This window comes from Streptacidiphilus sp. PB12-B1b (assembly GCF_014084125.1).
Classification (GTDB): domain Bacteria; phylum Actinomycetota; class Actinomycetes; order Streptomycetales; family Streptomycetaceae; genus Streptacidiphilus.
On the sequence record NZ_CP048405.1, the window covers coordinates 1,845,238 to 1,871,373 of the forward strand.

Genomic DNA, 26,136 nt, shown 5'->3' on the forward strand with positions numbered 1-26,136 from the left:
AAAGCCGAGTATGTCTTCCAACAGCGAGTGGCTGGGGAACCTCCTGCGTGAGTGGTCCCGGCGCGACCACCTGCAGCGCCGGGAGTGGCTCATCCAGACCTACGCGGCCACGAAGCACGGGGAGCCCGAGATCGGCTACCTGGGGCGCACCTGGGTGACCCGCAGCGCCTCGTACTGGGTCCGACGCCTGGCGCTGACCTTCGCGTACTTCCTGCTGGCCTGCTTCATCGGCTCGATGTTCCTCGGCCTGGGCCCCTACCTGCTGTTCAGCAGGGGCTACTCCTTCAACGCGCACATCCCGCTGATAGCCAAGATCGCCCTGCTGGTCGTCTGGTTCGCACCTGCGGCAGCCGCCTATCTGATGATGTACCGCTCCCTGGTCCTGTACGGCTACCGCAAGGACCGGTTGCTGGACGAACCGGCCCCGACCGGGTTCCTGGCCGGCCGACTGCTCCCGCTCCTGGCCGTGCCATTCCTGTCCATCGCCGGCGGACTGGTGGTGGCGATGTTCACGGCGACGCTGCGCGCCCAGTTCCCGGGTGAGAGCGCTGCCCGCGCCGCGCGCCGGCTCTACGCGGACGAGCAGCGGTCCCGCGCGGCCGGTCGGCGAACCCCGTCGAAGAAGCGGCGAAGCGGGCGCTGAAAAGTCGGTGCTGGGCAGCCGGCGCTGGGGGCGACGATATTCGCTGGCCGTGGAGCCGGGGCGCTGACTACGGTGGGCAGCCGACCAGGCGGAGAGCGGACGGGGTGCGATGAGCGGGGCAGTGACGACGACGCTGTGGCGTCCGGCCGGTCCGGAGGAGATCTCCCTGGTCGAGGCGTCGGGCTGGCGTGCTTGGCCGCCACGGCTGCCGGAGCAGCCGATCTTCTACCCGGTGATGAACGAGGACTACGCGATCCGCATCGCACGGGACTGGAACGTCCCGGCGTCCGGAGCCGGCTTCGTGACCCGCTTCGAGGTCGACTCCGCGTTCCTCGCCCGCTACCCGGTCCGCCAGGCCGGTGGGGCGACGATCCTGGAGCTGTGGGTTCCTGCCGAGGAATTGCCGGAGTTCAACCGGCACATCGTCGGCCTGATCGAGGTCGTCCACGAGTTCCGCCCGCAGCCGTGACCGGGCCGACCCGGCCGGCACTGCTGCTCGCGCCGTAGCAGAGCAGCACGTCACGGCTGTCGGCGCAGGCGGCCACGCGGCGCGGCCCGGACGCCGTGGTGTTGGAAAGCCCTCCAGCCGTCGCATCTATGACGAATCGTCAGATTTATTGGTACGGCGGACCGCTCGCGGCCTACCGGATCGCGGGCCGACTGGGCCCGGCGCTTTTGGAGCCGGCCGACGACTGGCTCGCCGGACTGCCTCAGGAGTTCACCGGTCGCCGCGTTGGGCTGACGACGCTCTCGCAGGCGTGGACACTGCGCCGTCCGATGTTCGTGAAGCCGCCCAGCGACAAGCAGTTCCCTGCGGCGGTCTACGCCGACGGTTCCCGACTGCCGCGCCAGGGTGAGCGCATCGGCCCCGACACCGCAGTCCTGGTTTCGGATGTGGCCGTTACGCCCGATACGGGCACCTCGACACCGCTCTGTTGGCGGGCGACCGGAACGAGGCGGCGGTGCGGGACTTCGCGTGGAGACTGCTGGAGGCCGAGCGCGGTTCGCTGCCCAGCGCCGTGGCGGTCGACATCGCCTCATTCAGGCCCCCGACACCGGCAGCGAGCAGTGGACGGTAGTCACCATGCAGCCCGTGCTGCGGTCGGCCGTTCTGGTCCAGTCCCTCGGCGTCGCCGCCGCGGTGGCGATCAACATCGTGGACGTCTACTTCGTCGTCCGAGTCCTGCACGCCGGCTCCATCGCACTCGGCTTCCTCGGCATGACCTGGGCGATCGGCATCTGGCTGGGCACCCGGCCCGACTCGCTGTGGTCCACCCCGGCCCGCTCGACCCGCAGCGTGCTGGCCGCGGGCGTCGTCATGGGACTGGCCCTGATGATTCCGATGGCGTGGCCGAACATCTATCTGCAGACCGTGCTGTGGCTTGTCGGCGGGTTCTGCCTCGGCGTCCAGGCAGTCGCCACGCGCCGGGTGGCGCGCGCCACCACCCCCGAGTCGCAGCGCGGCCGCGTGTTCGCCGCGATGGCCGGGATCTCCCCCTTCGCCAGCCTGGTGTGCATCCCGATCGTCACCAGCCTGTTGGTGGCCTTCGGGCCCCGCACCGCCATGCTGTCGTTGTCTGCAGCCGTCTTCGTCGTGGCGGCGATCGCACAGACCACCGTCCGCGTGCCGTCCACCCCGGTGCCCGAGGAGGTGGCCGCCGAGAATGCCGCCGTCTGACCTGGTGCTGCGCAGTTCCTCCGCCCCGACCCGGGCACGCAGAGCTCGAGGCCCGACGCCTCTCCCGGGCGTGGACTCTGCGTGAGCCGTCCACCGAGGCGCTTCCGGCACGGTTGCGTTGCTGGTGCTTCAGGCGCTGGCTGCTCTCATCGCCTTCTGGAATCAGGCGGGGGCGAGGGGTGGGCGACGAGTCGGTGCCCCGGGCGGTGCGGTCGCCCGGGGCGTTGGCGTGGACGGGGGTCAGGGGGTGAGGCGGGTGGGGCCGCGGAAGAGGAAGACGGCGTCGCGGATGGAGTCCAGGCCGAGGAGGACCATGAGGAGGCGGGCCAGGCCGAGGCCGAGGCCGCCGTGGGGTGGGCAGCCGTAGCGGAAGCAGCGCAGGTAGTCCCGCAGGGGCTCGGTGCCCAGGCCCCTCTCGGCGGCCTGGGCGGTCAGGACGTCGTAGCGGTGTTCGCGCTGCGCGCCGGTGGTGATCTCCAGGCCCTTCCACAGCAGGTCGAAGCTGAGCGTCAGTCCGGGCTGTTCGGCCGAGCGCATGTGGTAGAACGGCCGGACGCCGACCGGGTAGTGCGTGACGAACACGAACGGGTGCCCGGTCTGCTCCCGGATGTGGGCGGCCAGCCGGCGTTCGCCCTCCGGGTCCAGGTCCGCCTTGGCGCCCTCCTGGTCCCAGCCCTGCGCCCGCAGTACGGCCAGCGCCTCGGCCAGGGTGATCCGTGGGAACGGCAGGGCCGGGACGCTCACCTCCACGCCGAAGTGTTCGCGGACGGCCTCGCCGTGGGTCGCGGCGACCCGGGCCAGGGTGTGCGCGAGCAGCCGCTCCTCGAACGCCATGACGTCCTCGACGCCGTCGATCCAGGCCAGTTCGACGTCCACGCCGGTGAACTCGGTGGCGTGGCGCGAGGTGAACGAGGGTTCGGCACGGAACACCGGACCGATCTCGAAGACCCGGTCGATGCCGGCGGCGATCGCCATCTGCTTGTAGAACTGCGGGGACTGGGCCAGGTAGGCGCTGCGCTCGAAGTAGTCGAGCCGGAACACCTCCGCGCCCGACTCCGAGGCGCTGCCCATCAGTTTGGGCGTGTGCATCTCGGTGCAGCCCTCGGCGTACGCGAACTCCCGCATGGCCTGCTCGACCGTGGTCTGCACGGCGAACAGCAGCTGCGCGGCGGGGCGCCGGCGGACGTCCAGGAAGCGCCAGTCGAGCCGGTGTTCCGGGCCGCTGTGCTCGTCCAGCGGCAGGGGTGCGCCGGCCCGGTTGAGCACCTCGACCGTCTCCGGGACGATCTCCAGGCCGCCCAATTTCACGATCGGGTTGGCCACCACCCGGCCGGTGACGCGGATCGCCGACTCGGCGGTGAGGCCCTCGATCACGGACGCCAGCGGCTCGGCGTCGGCGCGCCGGTGGGTGACCTGGGCGGTGCCGGTGTGGTCGCGGACCAGCAGGAACTGCATGGTTCGTTGCAGCCGCAGGGTGTTCACCCAGCCGCAGACCGAGACGGTCTCTCCCAGGTGTTCGCGCAGGTCACTGACCAGGACACGGGGTGTGGTGCGGATCATCGCAGTCCTCCGGGGACGTCGGCTGATCCCTTGGAAGCGCGGGCGAGAAGGGCGACTCGCGGTGCCACCACGCTTTCGCCGCCACCGGGGTGACGGCCTCGTTCGGGCCCGATGACGGGGGCGGGCCGGCGGGGCATTTCCTCCCCGCGCTCAGGAGTGTCTTCCCCTCAGGGCGCGAGGCCGCCGTCACACCGTTCGGCGGCTCTCTCGGCTCGCGGGACCTGCGGGTACTCGTCTCCCTCATCGCGTTGCCCCGAGGCTAGAGCGCCCGAACGCGGCCGGGCAACGCATTATCGGGCGGGTCGGGGAGCCGGAGAGGGGTCGGAGGCCTTAGCCGGGCAGGCGGCAGACCGCTTCGACGTTGTGGCCGTCCGGGGCGCGGACGTAGGCGGCGTAGTAGTGCTCGTGGTACTCGGGGCGCAGCCCCGGCGGGTGCAGGACGGTCGCCCCCACGCGCAGGGCGGCGTCGTGGAAGGCGCGGACGGCTGAGCGGCTCGCCGCCGCGAAGGCCAGGTGCGTCTCCCGGGCCGCGCCCGGGGTCTGCGCGGCGCCGATCCAGAACGCCGGACGGTCGTCGCCGTACCCGATCACGTCGCCGGAGTCCCTGAGCCTGCGGGCTCCCAGGGGCGTCAGCACCGCGTCGTAGAAGGCAGCGCTCGCCGCGAGGTCGGTCACGTGGACGGACAGATGGTCGATCACGGCTCCACGCTAGCGCGCACCACTGACAGCACCACGGACGGGCGGCCCGCGCGCCGCCCCCGGTCCGGACGGGGACGGGAGGCGGCGCGCGGGCGCGGCGGGGCAGGTGGCAGGCGGCAGCAGGAAGGAGCAGCCGAAGCAGGGGCCAGGAGCAGCCGGAGCGGGCGGCGGGAAGGCCGGGTCAGCCAGCCGGGGCGGGGACGGGGGCCTGGTCCGGCGGCAGCGAGAGCCACTTGTCCGGGGTGCCGTTCCAGTGGTCGGCGTCGGCCAGCGGCAGGACGCGGGTGGTGGCCAGCGGCAGCAGCGGCGCCAGGCGGGCGTTCCACTCCAGGGCGGGCTGCAGCTCCGGGGGGAGTTCGTCCTCGGGGTAGATGGCGTCGGTGGGGCACGCCTCGACGCAGTTGCCGCAGTCGATGCACTCCTCCGGGTCGATGACCAGGAAGGTGTCGCCCTCGCGGAAGCAGGCGACCGGGCAGTAGGTGATGCACTCGGCGTACTTGCAGTGCACGCAGCCTTCGGTGACGACGTGGGTCATGCGGTGCTCCCGGTGGTGGTCGCGGTCAGTGCTGCGGCGTGGGCCTCGGCGAACCGGTGGCCGGCCTCCAGGCCCAGGGCGTAGGCCCGGTCCAGGCCCTCGTCGGTGGCGGTCGCGTAGTCCACGCCGAGCGGCTTGAGGTCCTCGGCGGGCTTGACGACCAGGACGCGGGCGCCGTTCAGGGTCGCGCCGTCGGCGATCTCCTCGGACGCGTAGATGTCGCGGAACAGCGGGAACGGGTCCGCGCCGATGGCGATCAGGGTGGCGACGCCGCGCGCCGCGACCTCGCGGGCGGGGCAGCCGCAGGTGTAGGAGGCGTCGACGTACGCCTCGCCGTCGATCTCGGCCGGGATCTTCCAGGCGTGCAGCATCCGGGTGGAGGCGTAGGAGACGGCGTCGAAGTTGGCTGCCGTCAGCGGTCGCACCTCCGGGCCGGGGCCGGGTCGGTTGCCGAAGACGGCGGTGGCCAGGTTCTGTTCGACCCAGCTGCGGTCGCCGGTGAAGACGTTGCGCAGCAGGTCGCGGCCGAGCTGCTTGGCGCCCGGGCCCTGGGTGGCCTCGGCGGCCTCGGCGTTGGTGACCTTGCTGGTGGCGAGCAGGAAGTCCGGGGCGTCGGTGCGGAACAGCCCGTCGCGCAGGCCGGGGCCGTACTCGGCGATGCTGTCCAGCACCACCTGGCTCATGCCCTTCTCGGTGGCGCCCGCCGCCGCCCGCTTCCAGTAGCGCACGCCGACCTTGCGGGCCCTGCCGGTGGCGGCCAGGCCGCCGGAGAGGACGGAGGAGGAGGCGGTGCCGTACACGTCCGCGCGCAGTCCGCGCTCCTCGAAGGCGGAGAGCACGCCGTGGCCGTAGACCCCCTTGAGCATTCCGGAGGCGATGGCGATGCCCACGCCCTGCCCGCCACCCGTCGTGGTGCCGGTGTCGGTCACACCCGTACTCCCTTCTCCAGCTCTGCGGTCATGTGTGTACGGGCGGGCTTGCCGCTCGCGGTGCGGACGATGTCGCTGTGCCGGGTCTCCAGGACGGAGAGCGGGGCCACGCCGAAGTCTGCAGTGATCCGTTCGGCGATCCGCGCGGTGTCGACGCCGGCGTTGCGGGCCGGCACCACCAGCGCGGTGAAGGACTCGCCGTGCGGCAGCACCACGCACTCCTCGACGCCGGGTTCGGCCGTCACCTGCTGCTCGATGTCGGTGACGAAGAGGTTGGCGCCGTTGATCGTCATCCGGTCGCCGCGCCGGCCGTTGAGGTAGAGCCGTCCGGCGTGCAGGACGCCCAGGTCACCGGTGTCGAACCACTCCCGGCGGTGGTCGGTGACGCCGTCGTGGCCGCTGAACATGGTTGCGCCGCGCAGCCGGACCGTCCCCAACTCCCCTTCCAGGCACGGCTTTCCGTCCGCGTCGACCAGGGCCAGGTCGAGTCCGGGGATGGGTTCGCCCAGGCAGGCGACGGCGGTGCGGCCCTCCTCGCGGAAGGAGGCGGCGTCGGACTGGTAGCGGTGGCCGGTGGCCATCAGCGACGCCTCGGCCAGCCCGTAGCAGAAGACCAGGGCGGTGGGGTCGAAGCCCCACGGCTCGGCCTCGGCCAGGAAGGTGCGGACGGAGGCGCGGCGGATCGGTTCCGCGCCGCAGAAGACGGTGCGCCAGCCGGCCAGCAGCTCGGGATCGGGCTGCTCGCCGGTCTCGGCGATCCGCGCGGCGAGGTAGCGCAGCATGAAGTCGGGGAAAGCACTGTGCACCCCCTCGTACGCGCGGACCAGCCGCAGCGCGGCCATCGGGCGGCGCAGGAACGTGCCCGGCTCCTCGATCACCAGGCTGATGCCCTGGACCAGGGTGCTCAACATGCCCACCAGGCCCATGTCGTGGTGCAGCGGCAGGGCGACCATGCCGGTGTGGCCGGGCTCCATCCCGGCGACGTCGGCGATGGCGCGGACGTTGGCGAGCACCGCGCGGTGGCTGAGCGGGATCGGCCGGGGGAAGCCGGTGGAGCCGCTGGTGTACTGGACGAAGGCGGTCTGCTCCGGGTCGGACGCCCAACTGCCTTCATGCGCAGAAGCGTTGGCGGAGAGCTTCAGGTCGAGGTCGCGCAGGCCGGTGCCGCTCATCCGGAAGGCGAACCGGATGCTCTGCTGCTCGGCGACGGTGGCGAAGTACTGGGCGGCGATCGCCCCGGGCACCTTGGGCTTGACCGACACCGGCACCGCGCCGGCGTGCATCAGCCCGAGCAGCGCCAGCACCCCGTCGTGGCTGCCGGTGGCCCGCAGCATCACCCGCTCGCCGGGGCGTACGCCCTGCTCGGCGAAGCCCGCCGCCGCGGCCGCGATCTCCTCCGCGAACTGCGGGAAGCCGCGCCGCTCGCGCCGCGCGGAGGTGCCGAAGGTGACGGCGGCGTCGTCCCGGTGCGCCTGCGCGGCGATCGCCTGCGGCAGCGTCGCCACCAGCGGCGCGGGTACGGATGCGGGTCTGCGGATGGCTATCGGCGCGGATACGGGGGTGCTCATGCGGCACCCGCCCGGACGCCGAAGAGCGACCGCCGGTTGGCCCGGTGGATCTGCTGGGTGTCGCGGTCGACCAGGCTCAGCTTCACCCGGCCCCGGGCGACCACCGTCCCGTCCACCTGCTCGACGTCCTGCGCGAGCGTGAAGCTGTACGGGGACTGCTCCACCACGTCGGTACGGACGTTGACCCGGCCGACCGGATCCCACAGCACCGGTTGCAGGTAGTCCAGGTGCAACTGCACGACCACAGCGACGAGGTGACTGTTCCTCACATCGACGCCGTTGGCCAGGCCCCACTCCCACCGCCCGGTTTCCAGCAGTTGCGGGTAGACGCTGTTGTTGAGGTGTCCGGCCCAGTCGAAGTCATTGGGACGCAGGGCCACCTCGCAGCGGTGTTCCACGAGTTCCAGCAGGTCGACCGCGCTCACGGCTCCGCTCCCTTGCGGCTCGGCTCGATGGGGTTCAACTGGGCTGCGGCACAAGGAGTCCTCGTCCGCGCAGGCGAGCAGCACGACGACGGCTCCGGCCAGGTCGCCGGTGTGGCTGATGGACAGCTCGACGGTCAGCCGCCGCCGCGCGCACCAGCGGCCGATCTCGCCGTCCGGCTCGATCCGGGGCTGGCCTGCGGGCCCGTGCACCACGCGGATGTCCGGGAAGGTGTAGGCGGGTGCCCCGCCGAGGGCGCTGACGGCCTTGACGAACGCCTCCTTGGCGGCGAACAGGCCGCCCAGGGAGGCGTACGGATCGGGCCGGGACCGGCAGTGAGCGCGCTCACTGCCGGTGAAGACCAGTCCGCTATCCAGCAAGTGCGGCTTCGCGCGCAGCTCCGGCACGGACTGCAGATCGAATCCGGTCGACATCGTTCGTCCGGAGGCTGGCGAAGTAGGCGCGCTTGAGGTCATCGTAGGATTCCGTCTGGATGCCGGTGGTCTCCCGGACCAGCGCGAAGACGCTGGTGAGCTTCTTGGAGTGGACCGAACCCTCGTGCAGCGCGTCGTCGCCGAGGGCGAACTCGTCCTCGCCGGCGCGGGTCTGCTCCCACCAGTTGACGTAGCCCTGGCGCTCGGTCTGCGCCTCGCGGGCCGAGCCGAAGGTCTCGCCGCCGTCGGGGCGGATCCAGGTGTACGCCATCGACAGGACGTCCTTGATCGGGTAGACGCCGGAGTCGACCAGGGCCTTGGCGAAGGAGGCGAAGTACTGCCGGTGCTGCACCTCGTCCTTCATGATGGTGTGGAAGACGTCCCGGACCAGCGGGTCCTGGCTCTGCCGGGAGACCCAGCCGTAGGAGACGCAGGCTTCGATCTCCACGCACGCCTGGAGGATGCACACCCGGGCGTAGTTGTCGGTCGGGAACGGGCCGCGGTGCTCGACGACGTCGTCCACGTCGATGGCGTCCATGCCGGCCATGTCCAGCAGCCGGCCGAAGGCGACCTCGTGGTGGGCCTCCTCCTCCAGCCAGTAGCGGGCGGACCAGGCGGCGGCGCAGTGCAGCACATCGGCGCCCAGCGGGTTGGTCTCCCGCAGCTCGTTGGCGAGTTTGACGCCGTCCACGGCCAGCCGGATGCCGGCGGGCTGGGTGGTGAGTTCGGCGCGGGAGGAGTGCCACAGGGCGGCGCGGTCGACGTCGCCCGCCTTGTCGGACAGCTTGCGGCCCTCGAACAGCGTGTCCGTGGACCAGCGGCGCTGCTCGTGGTAGCTCTGCTGGACCCGCAGGACGTCGGTGATGGTCGCGCCGTCCCGGAGTTCCTTGACGACGTCGGTCATGATCAGCGTGGGCATGGACGTGACTCCTTCGCTCGGGCGGCGGTCGCCGGTGCGGCGAACGCCCTTGCGGCGATCGCGTGGTGGCGAACGCTCAGCTGGCGGTGGCGAGTTGCTTCTGCAGCGCGTTGACCACGTCGTCCGCGGTGTGGTCCAGAGTCATGGTCGGCAGTTCCACGTCGTCGTCCACGCCGACGTCGGCGAGGGCTCCGGCGAACGCGTCCAGCAGGTCGATGGAGTTGATCGCGGTGGGGGAGGCGACCAGGACGGCGGAGAGGGTGCGGCCGTCGAACACCTCCTCCTCGGTGAGCTGGAGCCGGCGTGCGATGTTCGTCCTGATCTCAGCGAGCATGGCCGTCTTCCTGTGGTGGCGGTGAGGACTGGGAGCGGGCCTGCCAGTCGGGCGAGCGTCCGAGGGCGCGCAGGAAGAGCTCGAACGTCGTTGCCCCGGGCGCTGCTTGCAGACTCGGCTGGAACTGTGCGTCGGGTGTGCGGCGGCGCTCGTCGTCGGGCACGCTCATGGCGATGGCCAGCGCGGCCTCGGCGGCCTCCGTCGAGGGTTCGACGGCCTTGCCGAGGGCGGCGGCGACGTCCCAGGAGTGCGCGACGTAGTCGAGGAAGTGGAAGCCGACGGCGACCCGGCCCGGGAAGGTGATCGCGGTGGTGATCTCCGGCAGGGTGAAGTGCCGTACCAGCACGCCGGGTTCGGCGAAGGCCGCGATGACGGCCTCGGCCGAGGCGCGGTAGCCGGCCAGCGGGTCGTCGCCGAGCGGGACGCTCTGCCAGGCGGCCAGCTCGTCGGCCTCGCCCCGGGCGGCGGCGGCGAAGCCGTGGTGCTGCGCGGTCATGTGCTCCACCAGCTGACGGAGCGTCCACTGGCTGCAGGGGGTGGGGAGTTCCCAGTCCACCGGGCCTGCGGCCTCGAGGATGCGGACGGACTCCAGTACGGCGGTGCGGTCGAGCTGCAGGATGTCCATGGACTATGCGGCCCCGGTCGTCGGACGCCGAACGGCGGACGGGCGGACGGCGGGCTCCTGCGGCAGGAGTTGCTCGTCGATCAGCCGGTCCAGCTCGTCCTTGAATTCCTGATTCGGCCCCTCGGTCTGCGACGGCAGGTCGGCGGGCGGGGTGGTGAGAGCCATGGTCTTCCTCCAGGGGAGAGCTGACGGGCAGGATATTAGCACGACCGTACGTGCAGTTTTCTTCTCCTTGGCGGTCGGGGGCGGGCGGACCCGGGTCGCGTGCCGCGCGGCTGGTCAGCCGGGCCAGGGCGCCTCGCCGGACAGCGCCCGTAGGGCCGACTCCCAGGCGGCTGAGGGCTCCCAGGCGTCCAGCTCCTGGCTGTAGGAGCGGACCGCCCCGCGTCCGCGGAACGCCCGGACGATCCGCAGGTGGTCCGGGCGGGAGACGAAACCGTCCAGGCCGGGCTGCCCGGTCCAGGCGGAGACCGCGCCCGAGCGCATCCGGAGCGGGTGCGGGTCGATCCAGAGCCGGATGCCGATCGCGCCCTCCGTCCGGGGCCAGGACTGCTGGAGCCGCAGCCCGGCGGCGACCACGCCGACCGTGTCCCAGGGTCGGTGCGGGGTGAACTCGGTGACGCTGACCAGCACCGGGCCGGTGGCGCAGCGGTCCGCCTCCGGGCCGGAGCGCCAGCTCGTGCTCAGGATCCTGCCCGGCGCGAGGCCGGCGCTGATGCTCGCGCTGAACCGTGAGAAGGGGTTCGGGATGGTGCCGGGCAAGGGGTCTCGCCTCCACAGTCGGCGGGCCGGTCGGCGGCCCGGTTTCCAGTATAAAACTGAGCGAACGGTCGTGCTACTATTTCGCCGCCGATTACCGGCCGACCCAGGAGGTCATGGCATGGACGCCACTGCGGCAGTCGTCAGAACGGCCCTGAACAGTACGTCCGTCGTCTCGGGGCGGCTGGCCGGAAAGGGCGCCTTCAACCTGTTCCGCAACCCCTTCGGTCGGAGCCGGATCCGCCCGACCGAGCAGCCGGTGATGGACCGGGCCGAGGTGCGGCGGATGGAGGTCAACGGCAAGACCGTGCTCAGCTACCACTGGGGCGACGGCCGCCGCCCGGTGCTGCTGGTGCACGGCTGGGAGTCGCGCGGCTCGCGGCTGGCCGGCTTCGCCGCCGCGCTGCTGGAGCTCGGCTACAGCCCGGTCGCCTTCGACGCGCCCGGCCACGGCGACTCCACCGGCAAGACCACCACCATCCTCGAGTACCGCGACATCATCGTCCGGCTCCACGCCGAGTACGGCGACTTCGACGCGATCGTGGCGCACTCGCTGGGCGTCACCGCCACCTTCTTCGCACTCCGCCAGGGCGTGCGCGCCGGCCGGATCGCCACCGTCGGCGGGGTGGTGGACTTCCGCTACGTGGTCGAGGCGTTCTGCGCCAAGCTGGGACTGCGCGAGCAGTTGCAGGCCGAACTGCGCAACCGGATCGAGCACGAGCTGTTCCCGGAGGAGCCGGACATCTGGAACCGCTTCTCCGTGGTCCACGAGCCGGAGCAGGTACAGGTGCCGATCCTGGTGGTGCACGACGACAACGACGAGATGGTGGCGCCCGCGCAGGCGCTGCGGATCACCGACGCCTACGCCGGCCGGGCGCGGCTGGTCAGCACCGCCCGCCTGGGCCACCGGCGGATCCTGGCCGATCCGGCGGTCGTCGCCACGGTCGTGGACTTCCTGACCGAGGCCGGGGTCGAAGCCGAGGCCGATGGTGTGGCCGGGATAGCTGCCCCGGCGCGGAGCGAGGCGGGTGCCCGGTGAGCGGACTGCTGGAGGGCAAGCGCGTCCTGGTGACCGGCGTGCTGATGGAGTCCTCGATCGCGTTCCACACCGCGCGCCTCGCGCAGGAGCAGGGCGCCGAGGTCCTGCTGACCGGCTACGGCCGGCTCAGCCTGGTCGAGCGGATCGCCCGGCGGCTGCCGCAGCCCGCGCCGGTGATCGAGCTGGACGTGCAGAACCAGCAGCACCTGGACTCGCTCGCGGACCGGGTGCGCGAGCACCTGGGCCCGGACTCCACCCTGGACGGCATCGTCCACTCCATCGCCTTCGCCCCGCAGGACGCCCTCGGCGGCGGCTTCCTGGACACCGGCTGGGGCTCGGTCGCCACCGCCGTCGAGGTCTCCGCGTACTCGCTCAAGGCGCTGGCGGTGGCCTGCCTGCCGCTGGTGGACGAGAAGCGCGGGGCGGCCATCGTCGGGCTGGACTTCGACGCGCAGCTGGCCTGGCCCGCCTACGACTGGATGGGCGTGGCCAAGGCCGCGCTGGAGTCCACCTCCCGCTACCTCGCCCGCGATCTGGGCGGCCGCAACATCCGCTGCAACCTGGTGGCGGCCGGGCCGGTGCGGACCACGGCGGCCAAGTCCATCCCCGGGTTCGACCTGTTCCGCGAGGTGTGGACCACCCGCGCGCCCATCGGCTGGGATCTGGGCGATCCGGAGCCGTCCGCGCGCGGCGTGGTCGCGCTGCTCTCGGACTGGTTCCCCAAGACCACCGGCGAGATCGTCCACGTGGACGGCGGGGTGCACGCCGTCGGCGCTTGATCCGGTACGACAACGACGTTGCGGGGCCCGGCGGTTGTGCCGCCGGGCCCCGCAGCCGTACCCGAGGTCAGCCGCCCGCCACGGCGGCCTCCTCCTCGATGAACCGGGCCAGCCTGCCGATGCCCTCGACGATCTGGTCATGCGTCAGGGCACTGCAGGAGAGTCGGAGTTGGTTGCGACCGCCACCGTCGAAGCAGAAGTCGGACATGGCCGTCCAGAGCACCCCGTGATCCCGCGCCGAACGCTCCAGCGCCTTGCCGTCGGCGGCGAACGGCACCGTCACGACCAGGAAGAAGCCGCCGTCCGGACGGTTCCAGTGCAGCCCCAGCTCGGCCCGGCGGGCCGGTGGGAAGTGCCGCTCCAACTCGTCCAGCAGGGTGTCCATGTTGGCCCGGTAGTAGGCGGTCGCCTCGGCGTTGGCCTCGCGCAGCCGGCAGCCGCTCTCCACCAGCATGCCGCCGATGACGGCCTGGCTGATGGCCGAGGTGTTGACCGTCGTCATGCTCTTGATCTTGGAGAGTTCGTCGGCCAGCAGCGTCCGCTCGCCCTGCGGACCCACCACCTCCTGGTCGGCCACCACATAGCCGACCCGGGCCCCCGGCAGCGCGGTCTTGGCGAACGAGCCGAAGTACAGCACCCGGCGGTTGCGGTCCATCGACTTCAGCGTCGGCCGGGGCGAACCGGTGCGGACGAAGAAGCCGTACGGGTTGTCCTCCAGGACCAACAGGTCCTCCTGCTCGGCGAGTTGCAGCAGCCGCTCGCGGGCCTGCACGGTCATGCTGGCGCCCGAGGGGTTGGCGAAGTCCGGCACCAGGTACAGCGCGCGCGGTCGCCCGCCCTCCGCGCGGACCGCGCGCACCGCCGCCAGCACCGCCTCGGTGTCCGGGCCGGACGCGCCCTCGGGCACCGGCCGCACGGCGATGTCCAGCAGCCGGGCCGCCCCGGTCACCCCGACGTAGCAGGGCGAGCTGACCAGCAGGGTGTCCTCCGGCCGGGCGAACAGCGCCCGCAGCACCACCAGCATGGCCTCCTGGCAGCCGGTGGTCACCACGACCGACTCCGGCGGCACCACGATGCCCTCGTCGTTCTCCAGGGTGCGGGCGATCAGGTCGTGGATCACGCCGTTGGTGCGGCCGTACTGGTAGAGCAGTGTGCGGATCCGGTCGCGGTCCCAACCCGGCTGCTGCTCCAAGTGGTTGATGTACGACTGGAGGTGCTGGGCCAGCTGCTCCGGCTCGAACGCGCCCTCGGTGGGGCGTCCGGCGCCGAACGAGAGCGCCTCGGGGAAGCGCCCCACGGCCTCGTTGAGGAAGTTCATCGCGTCGAGCAGCGGGTCGGTGAGCGAACCGTGCAGCTCGGCTATGTCGAGCGCGGCTGCGGGGGAGGTCGCGGGCACGGCGGTCAGCCTCTCGGATCGGTGCGGTCGGCGGCGGGCGCTGCGGCGTTGCGTGCTGCTGCTGCTGCTGCGGCGGGCGCCGGGGCGTCGGCGGCGAAGGCGTTGCGTAGGTAGGACGCCGCCTGGGACAGGGCGCTGCGCCCGGCGTCCAGCGTGCCGGACATGGCGAAGAAGCCGTGCGGGACGCCCTGGTAGCGGGTCTGCTCCACCAACACCCCGCTCTCGCGCAGCCGTTGGGCGTACGCCTCGCCCTCGTCCCGGAGCGGGTCGTACTCGGCAGTGATGACCAGCGCGGGCGGCAGCCCGGAGTGGTCGGCGGCGCGCAGCGGGGAGGCCAGCGGGTCGGCGCCGTCGGCCGGGTCGGTCAGGTAGTTGTCCCAGTACCACTGCACCGACTTGTCGTTGAACAGCAGCGGATCGGTGTTCTCGCGCCGGGAGGCGGTGTCGGCGAGGTGGTCGGTGTTGGGGTAGACCAGCAGCTGTGCGGCCAGCGCGGGGCCGCCCGCGTCCCGGGCCATCAGCGTGACGGCGGCGCTGAGGTTGCCGCCCGCGCTGTCGCCGCCGACGGCGATCCTGGCCGGGTCGGCGCCCAACTCGTCCGCGTGGTCGGCGATCCAGCGCACTGCGGCGAAGCAGTCGTGCACGGCGGCGGGGAACTTGGCCTCGGGCGCGAGCCGGTAGCCGACGGCCACGGTCAGGCAGCCGGCCGCGTTGGTGAGGCTGCGGCAGATGGCGTCGCTGGTGTCCAGGCTGCCGAGGGTCCAGCCGCCGCCGAAGAAGTAGACCAGCACCGGCAGCCGGCCGCTGCCCGGATCGGGTTCCGGGGCCGCGCTGTTGGGCCGGTAGACGCGGATCGGCAGCGGGCCCTGCGGCCCGGGGATGGTGCGGTCGGCGACGGCGCCGACCGGTTCGGGCGTCCCGGCGTCGGCCTGGATGGCGGCGAGGTCCGCCGCGCGTGCCTCGTCGAGCGTCATGGTGTACAGCGGGCGGACGTCGTGCGCCGCCCGCGCCGTGTACAGGGCGTGGAACTGCGGGTCGAATGCCATGGGTCTCTCCGGCCAGGGCCGGGGCCCTGGCGGACCTCGGCCGACGTCAGGGACTGTCGGGCAGCTGCGACGGATCGGTCGCGGTGGCGCGCAGCCGGTTCAGGATGGCCCTTGCTGCCTTGGCGTAACTGGTGTGGTCGTCGTGGAGGACGGACTCGGCGTTGGCTGCTTCGAGGAACGCCGCGATCTCGAAGGCGAGTTGGGGGACGTCGGTGTCCTGGTGCAGCTCGCCTGCGGCGCGTGCGTCCTCAATGGTCTGCTCCACGAAGGAGATCCAGTTGTTGCGGGCCTGGACCACCGTATCGTGCACCATGCCCTTGCGGGCGTCGTACTCCGCAGTGACCGAGTAGAAGAAGCAGCCGCCGGGGAAGACCCGCTGCTCGGAGTAGGTGAGCCAGCTCTCGCACATCCGCCAGATCCGGCCGAGGCCGGGCGGGACGTCCCGTGCGGGCTGAACGACGTGCTCGATGTAGATCTTTATGGCGGCGCGGACAGTGGCGAGCTGGAGTTCCTCCTTGGAGCCGAAGAGGGCGAAGACCCCGCTCTTGCTCAGCTCCAGTTCGGTGGCGAGCCGACCCAGCGACAGGCCCTCCAGACCTTCCACGGAGGCGATCTCCACGGTCCTTCCCAGGATCAGCCGCCTGGTCTGGTTGCCGCGTTCGATCCGGTTGTCCTTGCGTACGCCTGTCATGCGCCGCCTCTTCTCTTCTCAAGGGGATGTGGCCCTCACGTGCTGTGGCCGTCCCACTGGCACAAGGATACTTAAGTGGACGACCGTGCGGACACTATGCAAGACTGTAGTACCAGCACGGGCGTGCGGTTACTTTTTGTTGCGCGGGGGCGTCGAGCATCCTTACGGGGGATCATCGAATGGCACAGCTGTCGCTCGCTGACTACGAGGCTGCGGCACGGGCGCGACTACCCCTTCCGGTCTGGGACTTCTTCGCGGGCGGAAGCGGGACGGAGTCCATGCTGACGGCCAATCGGTCGGCGCTGGACCGGCTGCGGCTGCGTCCGCGCTGCCTGGTCGACGTCACTGGCTGTGACACCGGGACGACTCTGCTCGGTTCCGCGCTGGGCGCGCCGATCGGCGTGGCGCCGATGGCGTACCACCGGCTGGCCCACCCCGAGGGGGAGGTGGCCACGGCGCAGGCGGCCGGCTCGGTCGGCGCCCTGTTCACCGTGAGCATCTTCGCCAGCCGCACGCTGGAGGAGATCGCCGCCGCGGCGACCGGCCCGCTGTGGCTCCAGCTCTACTGGCTCAGGCGCCGAGACGCCCTGGCCGAGCTGGTGAAACGGGCCGAGGCGGCGGGCTTCGAGGCGCTGGTGCTGACCGTGGACGCGCCCAGGGTGGCCTACCGGCCCCGGGACGCCCGCAACGGCTTCGCCGTCCCCGAGGGGATCAGCGCGGTCAACGTCGATCCCGAGGTGATGTCCTCCGCGCACCAGGAGCTGGCCGGGGGATCGGCGCTCGCCCGCCACTCGCGCGAGCAGTTCGACGCCTCGATCACCTGGGCGGATCTGGCCTGGCTCCGGGAGCTCACCGCGCTGCCGCTGGTGCTCAAGGGCGTGCTCACCGCCGAGGACGCCGAGCTGGCCGTGCGGCACGGCGTCCAGGCAATTGTCGTCTCCAATCACGGCGGCCGCCAGCTCGATTTCGCGGCCGCTGCCGCCGACGTGCTCCCGGAAATCGCGGACGCCGTCGCCGGCCGATGTCGGATCATTCTCGACGGATCAATCCGGCACGGTGCCGATATTGCCCGGGCACTCTGCCTCGGCGCTGACGCGGTATTCGTCGGGCGCCCGGTCCTGTGGGGACTCGCCCATTCCGGAAGTGAGGGCGCGGCAGGCGTCCTGCGGGGGCTGATCGACGAGTTCGACGAGGTGATGGCGCTGATGGGAAGGCCCGCCGTCGCAGACTTCGACCGTTCGGGCGTGATCAGGGACTGACGGGACGCGGCTGGACCGCACACAATTCCGTCAGGAAAGAGCAGTTTTCCGTTCACTGTCCGCGCGGGCGCTGGACGGCGCCCCGGCCTGCCCCGATCAATTCATCGGCCATAATGTGCTGCCATCTGCCCGCCGGTAGGAATTCAGTCAGTCTTTACTTGTCAACGCGCTGGCAATGATGAAGGCTGGGGGCAGCACGGGGCAACACCGCAAGGAATCATCCGAATTCTGAGATGGGTGGGGATCGCTGTGGGGGGAACAGTGCCGAGCAGGCCCGCGAGCACCGGGTGCGACTGGGTCGACGAGGTCCTGCTCCGCGGAGCCGATCGGGACGCCGTACTGCACCTGGGGGAGCCGGTGAGCCGGGGGCAGCTGCGGCTGCTGGTCGCCGAGGAGCAGGCGCGCTACCAGGAGGCCGGCCTGCAGCCCGGAGGCGGGATCGCATTACGCCTCCCGCCGTCGCTGGCGTGCATCGTCGCCATGCTGGCCGGGTGGCGGGCCGGGGCGCAGGTCGCCCTGCTCGACTACCGGCTGACCCCGCACGAGGTGGGCCGGGCCGTCGCCCGGCTCAGCCCCCGCCTGGTGGTCGAGCCGGACGGCGAGATCACCGGCAAGTTCCGCGGCTACGTCGACATCGGCACCCGGATCACCCCGCTGCACGGCGGCCGCGCGGTCGCCGCCACCGACCACGCCCTGCTGCAGCTCAGCTCCGGATCGACCGGCCCTTCCAAGGTGATCGGCCGCCGGGTCGGCAGCCTGCTGGAGGAGATCGACCGCTACGGGCGGCTGGAGGGCTTCCCCCGGCGCGGCGAACGCACCGTCGTGCTGGCCTCCATCGTCCACGTCCTCGGCCTGGTCGGCGGCCTGCTGTACGGGCTGGCCGGGGGCTCGCAGGTGGTGCTGCCGACCACGCAGACCCTGGAGGGCGTGGTCAAGGCGGTCGCCGCCGGACCGGAGCCCACCACCCTGCTCGGGGTGCCGTCGCAGACGGCGCTGCTCGCCACCGCCCGCAACCCTCCCCGGCTGCCGCAGCTGCGCCGCATGGTGACCGGCGGCGAGGTGCTCAAGGACCACGTCCGCGAGCGCTTCACCAAGGGCTACGGCGCGGAGCTGGGCGCCATGTACGGGATGACCGAGGCCGGTGTCATCGCCACCGACCTGACCGGCGCCACCAGCCCCGGCCTCACCCCGGCCGAGGGCATGCGGGTCCGGATCGAGGACGGGCAGATCCTGCTCGGCCTGACGGACTCCCCGTACGTCGGGCTGGAGGATCCCGCCCGCTACCTGGACGGCTGGCTGCGCACCAAGGACGCCGGCAGCCTGGACCCGGCCACCGGACTGCTCACCGTACACGGACGGCTGGACTCCCAGGTGTCCATCGGCGGCCTCAAGGTGGACCTCTCCGAGGTGGAGGCGTCGATCTGCGCCCTGCCCGGGGTCACCGAAGCGGTGGTGGTGCACGAGTCCGGCATCGAGGCGTACGTCACCGTCTCCGGGCCGCTCAGCCCGGACAGCCTGGCCGACACCCTGGCCGGCCGGCTCGCCCCCTACAAGCGGCCACGCAACCTCTACGTCCTGGCCGAGCTTCCTCGCACCGCGACCGGCAAGCCGATACGCAACGCGCAGATCCTGCGCGCCGCCGCCCGATCGCTGGCCGCCCGATGAAGCGGAGCACTCACCCCGCTGGGTCATCCAACGGTCGTTTATCCAAACGTAGTTCACTGACCGTCATGTCACTGGTCGTCAGATCGGCCGCATGGACCGGCGGCAGGGCTGCCCGATGCAGCGCCACCCGGCCGACCGGGCCGGGCCCCTCCGCCGCGACACCCAGCACCAGCCGTCCCCCGTCCACCAGCGCGGCGCCGGAGGCGATCCGCTCGTTACCGGGCAGCGGCCGCAGCACCGGCGTCCCGTCCACGGCCGGAGGCCAGACCTCCGGCAGGGCGACCTGCCTGCTCATGCCGCCCGCCCGCAGGCCCCGCCCCAACGCCTTTCCGGCCGCCTCCTTCTGCGTCCACAACCACAGGAAGCCCAGGGCCTGTTGTTCCGGCCCGGACAGCTCTGCGACCCACTGTGCCTCGGCCGGGGCGAGCCACGCCCTGGCCAGGGCCGCGCCGGAGAGTCGGCGCACCGGCTCGGCATCGACGCCGACCGCCGCGCCACCGCACAGCGCCACCGCCAGCGCCCGCCGGGCGTGGCTGACGCTGACCTGAAGCCCCGAGGCGGCCCCGCAGAGCAGCGGGCGCCCGCCGGGCTCATGGTCCACCCAGATCTCGGACGCCGGGACACCGAGTTCCGCCGCCGCGCCGTGCAGCAGCAGTCGGCGCGCCCTGCTGCGCTCGTCCCCGTCCGTGGTGTTCCACAACACCGTCACCAGGCCCGAACCCTCATGTCCCGGGCGCCTTTCCATGCTCATGAAACGGAGTGAACCAGATGTCCGCCGAGGTCCACCAGTTCGTCATCGAGGCCCTGAAGAACATGAACTACGACGTCGCCGACGTGACCGGCGAAACCCCGCTCGGCCCGGCCGGCCTGGACATGGAGTCGCTCTCGCTGGCCGAGATCGCCATCCAGGTCGAGGACACCTACGGAGTGAAGTTCGACGAGGACGAGATGGAGAGCGTCGCACTGCTCACCGTCGACGGCCTGGTCAAGGAGATCGTCGAGCGGGCCGCCCCCGCCGCGCTCTCCTCCTGACGCCGGGCAGCGCAGCCGACCGACCGCACACGACTTCCACGACCGCACACGACTTCCACGACCGCCGACGACCGAACGGCACCGGGCGGGCACTCCGGCACCTGACCGGCCGGGGCGCCCGCCGCCCGCCGGCCCGCTCCACGGTCCACACGACAGAAGAAAGGTGACGTCAGCGGTATGAACACCAGAAACGACCGCGCGGAACTCGCAGCAGACCAGACGCTCGGCGTCGGGAACATCCTCACCGCACTGATCGAGCGGGGCCACGGCCTCGACCTGCCCACGCTCACCTTCGACACCGACGTGGACGGGCACCCGGCCTGGCAGGCGTTCACCCTCGCCGGGCTCGGCGAGCGGGTGGCCGCGCGGGCGGCGGCGCTGCACGCCCTGGGCGTCAAGCCGCGCGACCCGGTCGCGGTGTTCACCACCGACGCCGCCGACCAGGTGCTCAACTACCTTGCGCTGGCCCGTCTCGGCGCGATCCCGGCGCTCGTCAACGGCCGGCTCGCCGGGGATCCGGCCTCCCGCTACATCCAGCGGCTACGGGCCGTGGGCGTGCTCACCGACGCCGCGCACCGGGCGGTGCTCGACGGTTTCGACCCCGGCGCCCCGCTGCTGGCGGACGTCAAGCAGCTGGGCGGGGGCGACCCGGCGGCGGCTCCCCGCCCGTACCGGCACTACGCCAACGAGCCGGTGGTGATCACCCACTCCTCGGGCACCACCGGCCTGCCCAAGGCCGTCGCCCACGCGCACCACAACCTGTTCGCCTCCGTCCGGCACCGGCTGAGCCTGCCCAAGCCGCAGGGACTGGACCGGATGCTCGGCGCGCTGCCCTCCGCGCACGTGGCGACCGTGATCGCGGTCAACCAGGCGCTGGCCAACCGGGTGCAGCTGGCCGTGGTCTCCGACCCCGGCGGCCCGGCGGTGCTGGACGCCATCGAGCGCTGGCAGCCGGAGTGCGTGCTGGGCTTCTCCGCCACCTGGTCCGAGCTGGCCGGGCACGACCTCTCGGCCCGCGCGCTGGACTCGGTGCGCTCCTGGTGGAACACCGGCGACTGCGCCCACGAGACGCACATCCGCAAGCTGATCGCGGTCGGCACCCGCGAGGTGCTCGCCCCCGGCGGCCGTCAGCGCCGCCCCGGCTCGCACTTCGTGGACGGCCTCGGCTCCACCGAGATGGGCCACTCGCAGTTCTTCATCACCCACACCCCGGAGACCGCGCACTACGGCCGCTGCATCGGCAAACCGCACGCCTTCTCCGACGTGGCCGTCCTGGACGACGACGGCGAGAAGCTCGGCGCCGGGCAGATCGGCCAGTTGGGCATCAACGCCCCGACGCTGTCCCTGGGTTACTGGAACGACTCGGTCACCACCTACCGCACCCGCCGGGACGGCTACTTCCTCACCGGAGACCTGGTCTACCGCGACGAGGCCGGCTTCTACTTCCACGTGGACCGGGCCGTGGACTCGGTGGACCTGGGCGGCGGCCGCACCCTGTACACCGCGTTCTCCGAGGAGCAGGTGCTGGCCGGCTGCCCGGACGTGCTGGAGTGCACCGTCGTCGCCGTCAGCGACGAGGGCAGGGTCACCAGCTCGGTGCTGCTGACCCTGGACCCGGCCGCCGACCAGCTGGCCGACCGCACCGCCGAGGTGCTGGCGGTGCTGGACGAGCACGTCGCCGCCACCGTCACCCAGGTCGTCGTGGTGGACCCGGCGCTGATCCCGCTCGGCCCGACCGGCAAGGTCCGCAAGGTCCTGCTGCGCGAGAGCTTCCTCAAGGACGGGGCCGCGGTCTTCGCCGGCACCGCCGAGGCGGCCGCCGTATGAGCCCGGCCGGCAGCGGGCCCGCGGCCGTCGTCACCGGCCTGGGCGCCTTCACCCCGCTCGGCCGGGGCGCGGCCGACCTCTTCGACGCCCTGTGCCACGGCAAGTCCGGGCTGCGCCGCCCGCCCGAGGACCACCCGCTGTTCGGCGTGGTCGACTCGGTCGGCATGGCGCCCGGCATCACCCCGGCCGAGGTGCTGCCGCCCAGCGAGGGCCGGCTGGTGGACCGCTTCGCACTGATGGCGCTGGCCGCCGCGGACGACGCGATCGCCGACGCCGGGATCGTGGTCGGCGCCGACGTCGACCCGACCCGGGTGGCGGTGGTGGTCTCCAGCGGCGCCGGCGGCCTGACCACGTACGAGGCACAGGCGCTGGAGCGGGCCGAGCGCGGCCCGACCGCGGTCAGCCCGTACCTGCTGCCCGGCATGCTGCCGAACATGGCGGCTGCCCGGATCGCCATCAAGTACGGTATCCGGGGCTGGAGTTCGGCGATCGCCACGGCCTGCTCGGCGGGCGCGCACGCGGTCGCCGAGGCGGCCCGGCTGATCCGCTACGGCGAGGCCGACGTGGTGGTCTGCGGCGGCGCGGAGTCGCCGCTGAACGCCACCACCGCGCTGGCGTTCTCCCACGCCCGGGCGCTGGCCCACGGCTTCGACGACCCGGAGGCGGCCAGCCGGCCGTTCGACCGGCGGCGCAAGGGCTTCGTGCTGTCCGAGGGCGCGGGCGTGCTGGTGGTCGAGCGGGCCGACTTCGCCGACGCCCGCGGCGCGTCCGGCTACGCCGACCTGCTCGGCTGGGGCGTCAGCACCGACGCCTACCGGCCCACCGCACCCCGGCCGGACGGCGAGGGGGCAGCCCAGGCCATGCGCTCCGCGCTGGCCTCCGGCGGGCTCGGCGCGGACGACGTCGACTACGTCAACGCGCACGGCACCGCCACCAAGCTCGGCGACATCGCCGAGGCCAAGGCCATCCGCTCGGTCTTCGCCGAGCGCTCCCCGGCGGTCAGCGGCACCAAGTCCATGACCGGGCACCTGCTCGGCGGCTCCGGGGCGGTCGAGGCCGCGATCTGCGCGCTGGCCGTCGCCCAGGGCGCGCTGCCGCCCACCCACAACCTGGACGACCCGGACCCGGCCTGCGAGCTGGACCACGTCGTCGGCGGGGCCCGCCGACAGGACGTCCGGGCCGTGCTGTCCAACTCCTTCGCCTTCGGCGGCCACAACGTGAGCCTGCTGCTCGGTGCACCCTCCACCCGCCGGACCCGCGCTCACGGCAGCGGGGAACGAAAGGAACACGCATGAGGATCGAAGGAGTTGACCACGTCGAGTTCTACGTCGGCGACGCCGAGCAGTTCGCGTTCTACCTGTGCACCGCCTTCGGCTTCCGGCTCTGCGGCCAGGCCGGCCCGGAGACCGGGCTGACCGACCAGCGCTCGCTGCTGCTGCGCCAGGGCGGCATCCAGCTGCTGCTGACCTCCGCGCTGACCCCGCAGCACCCGGCCGCGCAGTACGTCTCCCGGCACGGCGACGGGGTCGCCTCCATCGCCTTCGAGGTGGACGACGCCGCCGAGGCGTTCGCGCGGACCGTCTCCCTGGGCGCGGTCCCGGTCGAGCGCCCGGCGGTGTACGAGGCCGGCCAGGACCGGGTGGTCACCGCCACCGTCCTCGGCTTCGGCGACGTCAGCCACCGCTTCGTGGAGCGCTCCGGCGACCGCGAGGTGTTCCTGCCGGGCGCGATGGACATGTTCGCGCCCGACCCGGAGCAGGTCGAGAACCTGCTGACGCTGGTGGACCACGCGGCCATCTGCGTCCCGGCCGGGGAGCTGGGCCGGACCGTCGAGTTCTACCAGCGGGTGTTCGGCTTCTCGCAGATCTTCGAGGAGTTCATCGAGGTCGGCGAGCAGGCCATGGACTCCAAGGTGGTGCAGAGCCCCTCGGGCAAGGTCACCTTCACCGTGATCGAGCCGGTGACCGACCGCAACCCCGGCCAGATCGACGCCTTCCTGTCCCGCCACGGCGGCGCCGGCGTCCAGCACCTGGCGCTGCTCGGGGACGACATCGTCGGCGCGGTCCGCACCCTGGAGGAGCGCGGCGTGCGCTTCCTGGAGACGCCCGAGGCGTACTACTCGGAGCTGGAGCAGCGGCTCGGCCGCCCGGAGCTGGCCATCGACGACCTGCGCTCCACCAACGTCCTGGTGGACCAGGACCACTGGGGCCAGGTGTTCCAGATCTTCACCCAGTCCATGCACGTCCGGCGGACCTTCTTCTGGGAGGTCATCGACCGGCACGGGGCCCGCACCTTCGGCAGCGGCAACATCAAGGCCCTGTACGCGGCCGTCGCCCGTGAGCGCACCACTGCCTGACTGACCGTCAACTCAACTGCACCGAAGGAAGTCTCGTGACCGTCCAGGATTCCGCACTGTTCACGCTGACCGAGGAGGAGCGCGAACTGCTGCCCTCCGACGCCGAGGTGGCCTCGTACGCCGAGCACGGCTGGTACCTGTCGAAGAAGCTGTTCACCGACGAGGAGGTCGAGCTGCTGGAGGCGGCGAGCGAGCGCTTCTACGCCGGCCACCGCGACCGCACGCTGCCCGTCCGCCCGCCGAAGCTGGCCTACTGGGAGCCGGCCAAGGGCCAGGTCCAGCGCCACAACGACTACATCCACTACGAGGACGACACCATCTCGGGCATCCTCCGCAAGCCGCTGCTGGGCGCCGTCGCCGCGCGGCTGGCGCAGGCCGACGAGATCCGGGCGTTCCAGTCCACGCTGATCTACAAGCCGCCGGTGGCGGGCGAGCAGTCCAACATCGTGCCCTGGCACTTCGACCGGCACTACTGGGCGAACTGCACCTCGGAGCGGATGCTGACCGCGTTCATCCCGTTCCACGACTGCACCGAGGAGCTGGGCACCATCACCATGGTGGACGGCAGCCACCGCTGGGAGGAGACCTCGGTCAACGACGAGACCTCGCTGCACTTCGCCGAGCGCGACCGCAGCCAGCTGGAGGCCATGCTGGTGGCCAACGCCGAGTTCAACGGCACCACGGTCACCAAGATCCCGATGATCATCCCCAAGGGCCACATGAGCTTCCACCACTGCCGCACCTACCACGGCAGCGGGGCCAACGTCAGCGACCGGCCGCGCCGGGCCATCTCCTTCCACCTGCAGGACGGCGACAACCGCTACCGCGACTTCCGCCGCTCGGACGGCTCGCAGGTGTCGTACAACCACGACGCCCTGGTTCGGCGGACCGCCGACGGCGCCCCGGACTACAGCGACCCGGAGTTCTGCCCCGTGCTGTGGCGCAGCAGCTGATGCGCAGCGCCGTGGTGGTGGGCACCGGCCTGATCGGTGCCTCCGTCGCCCTGGCCCTGACCGGCCGGGGCGTGGACACCTACCTGGTGGACCGCGACCCGCAGGCGGCGCTGACCGCCGCCGCGGCGGGCGCGGGCACCGCCGGGCGGCCGGGCGCGCCGGTCGATCTGGCGGTGATCGCGGTACCGCCGCGGCACACCGCCGCCGTGCTGCGCGAGGCCCAACAGGCTTCGCTGGCGCGGTACTTCACCGACGTGGCCAGCGTGAAGGCCGGTCCGCAGCAGGAGGCCGCCGAGCGCGGGGTGGATCTGGCCCGGTACGTCGGCGGCCACCCGATGGCGGGCAGCGAGCGGTCCGGTCCGCTGGCCGCCCGGGCCGACCTCTTCCACGGACGCCCGTGGATCCTGACGCCGTCGGCGCACTCCCACGACGACGCGGTGAGCTGCGCGCTGGCCCTGGTGGAGGCGTGCGGTGCCCGGGCGCAGTTCATGGAGCACACCGAGCACGACCGCGCGGTCGCGCTCACCTCGCACGCGCCGCACCTGGTCTCCAGCCTGCTCGCGGCCCGGCTGCTGCACAGCGACGAGGCGCAGCTGCGGGTGGCCGGGCAGGGCCTGCGGGACACCACCCGGATCGCCGGCGGCGACAGCCGGCTGTGGACCGACATCCTCGGCTCCAACGCCGCGGCCGTCGCCGACATCCTCGGCGATCTGGCGCTGGACCTGCACGTGGTGCTGGACGCCCTGCGGGATCTCGGCCTCGACGACCCGCAGGCCCGCCACCGCGGCACCGCCGAGCTGGGCGCGGCGCTGCTGCGCGGCGCGCAGGGCCAGGCCCGGATCCCGGCCCGCGCCGCCGACCCGAACCGCGCCGACCCGAACCGCGCCGACCCGAACCGCGCCGACCCGAACCGCGCCGCCGAGACGCGGCAGCTCAGCGGCGCGGCCGCCGCGCAGCTCTGAGGCCGCCCCGATGCCGACGCACCCC

At 72.2% G+C, this 26,136-nt stretch carries 28 protein-coding genes and 1 pseudogene; 14 read left to right on the forward strand and 15 right to left on the reverse strand.

Annotated features, from left to right (window positions below; translation table 11 throughout):
• Positions 1–10 precede the first annotated feature (10 nt).
• From GXW83_RS08330 to GXW83_RS08345, 4 genes and pseudogenes are all read left to right on the forward strand, one after another.
• Positions 11–643: a hypothetical protein gene (locus GXW83_RS08330; RefSeq protein WP_182442441.1), complete on the forward strand. Its 633-nt coding sequence runs from the start codon at positions 11–13 to the stop codon at positions 641–643.
• Positions 644–752: 109 nt separating this feature from the next.
• On the forward strand, positions 753–1,112 hold the full coding sequence (locus GXW83_RS08335; RefSeq protein ID WP_182442442.1) for a hypothetical protein: 360 nt from the start codon (positions 753–755) through the stop codon (positions 1,110–1,112).
• 128 nt (positions 1,113–1,240) lie between these two features.
• A pseudogene (locus tag GXW83_RS08340) lies at positions 1,241–1,528 on the forward strand (DUF4343 domain-containing protein); the annotation flags it as partial.
• A 199-nt stretch (positions 1,529–1,727) separates the two neighbouring features.
• Positions 1,728–2,321: an MFS transporter gene (locus tag GXW83_RS08345; RefSeq protein WP_182442443.1), complete on the forward strand. Its 594-nt coding sequence runs from the start codon at positions 1,728–1,730 to the stop codon at positions 2,319–2,321.
• 240 nt (positions 2,322–2,561) lie between these two features.
• Here GXW83_RS08345 and aspS read toward each other — a convergent pair whose 3' ends face one another.
• The 11 genes from aspS to GXW83_RS08400 all read right to left on the reverse strand — a co-directional run bounded on the left by aspS (position 2,562) and on the right by GXW83_RS08400 (position 11,109).
• The gene (aspS, locus tag GXW83_RS08350; RefSeq protein WP_182442444.1) at positions 2,562–3,881 is read right to left on the reverse strand and encodes an aspartate--tRNA(Asn) ligase; all 1,320 of its coding nucleotides are present in this window, start codon (positions 3,879–3,881) and stop codon (positions 2,562–2,564) included.
• A gap of 330 nt (positions 3,882–4,211) precedes the next feature.
• The gene (locus tag GXW83_RS08355) at positions 4,212–4,580 is read right to left on the reverse strand and encodes a VOC family protein (protein ID WP_182442445.1); all 369 of its coding nucleotides are present in this window, start codon (positions 4,578–4,580) and stop codon (positions 4,212–4,214) included.
• A gap of 181 nt (positions 4,581–4,761) precedes the next feature.
• Positions 4,762–5,115 carry a 4Fe-4S dicluster domain-containing protein gene (locus tag GXW83_RS08360; RefSeq protein WP_182442446.1) on the reverse strand — a complete coding sequence of 118 codons (354 nt, stop codon included), beginning with the start codon at positions 5,113–5,115 and terminating at the stop codon, positions 4,762–4,764.
• The gene (locus tag GXW83_RS08365; protein ID WP_182442447.1) at positions 5,112–6,044 is read right to left on the reverse strand and encodes a hypothetical protein; all 933 of its coding nucleotides are present in this window, start codon (positions 6,042–6,044) and stop codon (positions 5,112–5,114) included. The genes GXW83_RS08360 and GXW83_RS08365 overlap by 4 nt, the downstream gene beginning before the upstream one ends.
• A complete protein-coding gene (locus GXW83_RS08370) occupies positions 6,041–7,612 on the reverse strand; it encodes an AMP-binding protein (protein WP_182442448.1) in 1,572 nt (523 codons plus the stop codon). Before GXW83_RS08370 ends, GXW83_RS08365 begins: the two co-directional genes overlap by 4 nt.
• Positions 7,609–8,415, reverse strand: a complete 807-nt coding sequence (locus GXW83_RS08375) for a thioesterase family protein (RefSeq protein ID WP_182442449.1) — start codon at positions 8,413–8,415, stop codon at positions 7,609–7,611. The genes GXW83_RS08370 and GXW83_RS08375 overlap by 4 nt, the downstream gene beginning before the upstream one ends.
• The gene (locus GXW83_RS08380; protein ID WP_182442450.1) at positions 8,405–9,388 is read right to left on the reverse strand and encodes a ferritin-like domain-containing protein; all 984 of its coding nucleotides are present in this window, start codon (positions 9,386–9,388) and stop codon (positions 8,405–8,407) included. The genes GXW83_RS08375 and GXW83_RS08380 overlap by 11 nt, the downstream gene beginning before the upstream one ends.
• A gap of 76 nt (positions 9,389–9,464) precedes the next feature.
• Positions 9,465–9,722 carry a hypothetical protein gene (locus GXW83_RS08385; RefSeq protein WP_182442451.1) on the reverse strand — a complete coding sequence of 86 codons (258 nt, stop codon included), beginning with the start codon at positions 9,720–9,722 and terminating at the stop codon, positions 9,465–9,467.
• Complete coding sequence (locus GXW83_RS08390) at positions 9,712–10,347, reverse strand: TIGR03086 family metal-binding protein (RefSeq protein WP_182442452.1); 636 nt, start codon at positions 10,345–10,347, stop codon at positions 9,712–9,714. Before GXW83_RS08390 ends, GXW83_RS08385 begins: the two co-directional genes overlap by 11 nt.
• Positions 10,348–10,350: 3 nt before the next feature.
• Positions 10,351–10,512, reverse strand: a complete 162-nt coding sequence (locus GXW83_RS08395; RefSeq protein WP_182442453.1) for a hypothetical protein — start codon at positions 10,510–10,512, stop codon at positions 10,351–10,353.
• 114 nt (positions 10,513–10,626) lie between these two features.
• On the reverse strand, positions 10,627–11,109 hold the full coding sequence (locus GXW83_RS08400; protein ID WP_182442454.1) for a hypothetical protein: 483 nt from the start codon (positions 11,107–11,109) through the stop codon (positions 10,627–10,629).
• Between the two features lie 118 nt (positions 11,110–11,227).
• On the opposite strand from GXW83_RS08400, the gene GXW83_RS08405 reads away from it, so the two are divergent.
• Together GXW83_RS08405 and fabI are read left to right on the forward strand one after the other, a co-directional pair.
• On the forward strand, positions 11,228–12,145 hold the full coding sequence (locus tag GXW83_RS08405; RefSeq protein ID WP_182442455.1) for an alpha/beta fold hydrolase: 918 nt from the start codon (positions 11,228–11,230) through the stop codon (positions 12,143–12,145).
• On the forward strand, positions 12,142–12,924 hold the full coding sequence (fabI, locus tag GXW83_RS08410) for an enoyl-ACP reductase FabI (RefSeq protein WP_182442456.1): 783 nt from the start codon (positions 12,142–12,144) through the stop codon (positions 12,922–12,924). The genes GXW83_RS08405 and fabI overlap by 4 nt, the downstream gene beginning before the upstream one ends.
• 67 nt (positions 12,925–12,991) lie before the next feature.
• On the opposite strand, the gene GXW83_RS08415 is transcribed toward fabI, so the two are convergent.
• From GXW83_RS08415 to GXW83_RS08425, 3 genes are read right to left on the reverse strand one after another with little or no spacing between them, the layout of a single operon-like run.
• Complete coding sequence (locus GXW83_RS08415) at positions 12,992–14,320, reverse strand: PLP-dependent aminotransferase family protein (RefSeq protein ID WP_225446841.1); 1,329 nt, start codon at positions 14,318–14,320, stop codon at positions 12,992–12,994.
• Positions 14,321–14,325: 5 nt separating this feature from the next.
• Entirely contained in the window at positions 14,326–15,366 is a 1,041-nt protein-coding gene (locus tag GXW83_RS08420) for an alpha/beta hydrolase (protein ID WP_182442457.1), read from the reverse strand.
• A 46-nt stretch (positions 15,367–15,412) separates the two neighbouring features.
• Positions 15,413–16,057, reverse strand: coding sequence for a TetR/AcrR family transcriptional regulator (locus GXW83_RS08425; protein ID WP_182442458.1), 645 nt, complete (start codon positions 16,055–16,057; stop codon positions 15,413–15,415).
• A gap of 179 nt (positions 16,058–16,236) precedes the next feature.
• Between GXW83_RS08425 and GXW83_RS08430 the strand changes: the two genes are divergently transcribed.
• Positions 16,237–17,316 carry an alpha-hydroxy acid oxidase gene (locus GXW83_RS08430; protein WP_182442459.1) on the forward strand — a complete coding sequence of 360 codons (1,080 nt, stop codon included), beginning with the start codon at positions 16,237–16,239 and terminating at the stop codon, positions 17,314–17,316.
• A gap of 261 nt (positions 17,317–17,577) precedes the next feature.
• Positions 17,578–18,981, forward strand: coding sequence for a class I adenylate-forming enzyme family protein (locus tag GXW83_RS08435; RefSeq protein WP_182442460.1), 1,404 nt, complete (start codon positions 17,578–17,580; stop codon positions 18,979–18,981).
• A gap of 10 nt (positions 18,982–18,991) precedes the next feature.
• Here the strand turns inward: GXW83_RS08435 and GXW83_RS08440 are convergent, their stop codons facing one another.
• A complete protein-coding gene (locus tag GXW83_RS08440) occupies positions 18,992–19,732 on the reverse strand; it encodes a 4'-phosphopantetheinyl transferase superfamily protein (protein ID WP_182442461.1) in 741 nt (246 codons plus the stop codon).
• Between the two features lie 17 nt (positions 19,733–19,749).
• Here GXW83_RS08440 and GXW83_RS08445 point away from each other — a divergent pair, with 17 nt between their 5' ends.
• From GXW83_RS08445 to GXW83_RS08470, 6 genes are all read left to right on the forward strand, one after another.
• The gene (locus GXW83_RS08445) at positions 19,750–20,013 is read left to right on the forward strand and encodes an acyl carrier protein (protein ID WP_182442462.1); all 264 of its coding nucleotides are present in this window, start codon (positions 19,750–19,752) and stop codon (positions 20,011–20,013) included.
• Positions 20,014–20,190: 177 nt separating this feature from the next.
• Positions 20,191–21,840 carry a class I adenylate-forming enzyme family protein gene (locus GXW83_RS08450; protein WP_182442463.1) on the forward strand — a complete coding sequence of 550 codons (1,650 nt, stop codon included), beginning with the start codon at positions 20,191–20,193 and terminating at the stop codon, positions 21,838–21,840.
• Positions 21,837–23,135 (forward strand): beta-ketoacyl synthase, encoded by a 1,299-nt coding sequence (locus tag GXW83_RS08455; protein WP_182442464.1) that lies wholly within the window; start codon positions 21,837–21,839, stop codon positions 23,133–23,135. Before GXW83_RS08450 ends, GXW83_RS08455 begins: the two co-directional genes overlap by 4 nt.
• Positions 23,132–24,196 (forward strand): 4-hydroxyphenylpyruvate dioxygenase, encoded by a 1,065-nt coding sequence (gene hppD / locus GXW83_RS08460; protein ID WP_182442465.1) that lies wholly within the window; start codon positions 23,132–23,134, stop codon positions 24,194–24,196. The genes GXW83_RS08455 and hppD overlap by 4 nt, the downstream gene beginning before the upstream one ends.
• 35 nt (positions 24,197–24,231) lie before the next feature.
• Positions 24,232–25,149, forward strand: coding sequence for a phytanoyl-CoA dioxygenase family protein (locus GXW83_RS08465; RefSeq protein WP_225446842.1), 918 nt, complete (start codon positions 24,232–24,234; stop codon positions 25,147–25,149).
• Positions 25,134–26,111, forward strand: coding sequence for a prephenate dehydrogenase (locus GXW83_RS08470; protein WP_225446843.1), 978 nt, complete (start codon positions 25,134–25,136; stop codon positions 26,109–26,111). Before GXW83_RS08465 ends, GXW83_RS08470 begins: the two co-directional genes overlap by 16 nt.
• Positions 26,112–26,136 lie beyond the last annotated feature (25 nt).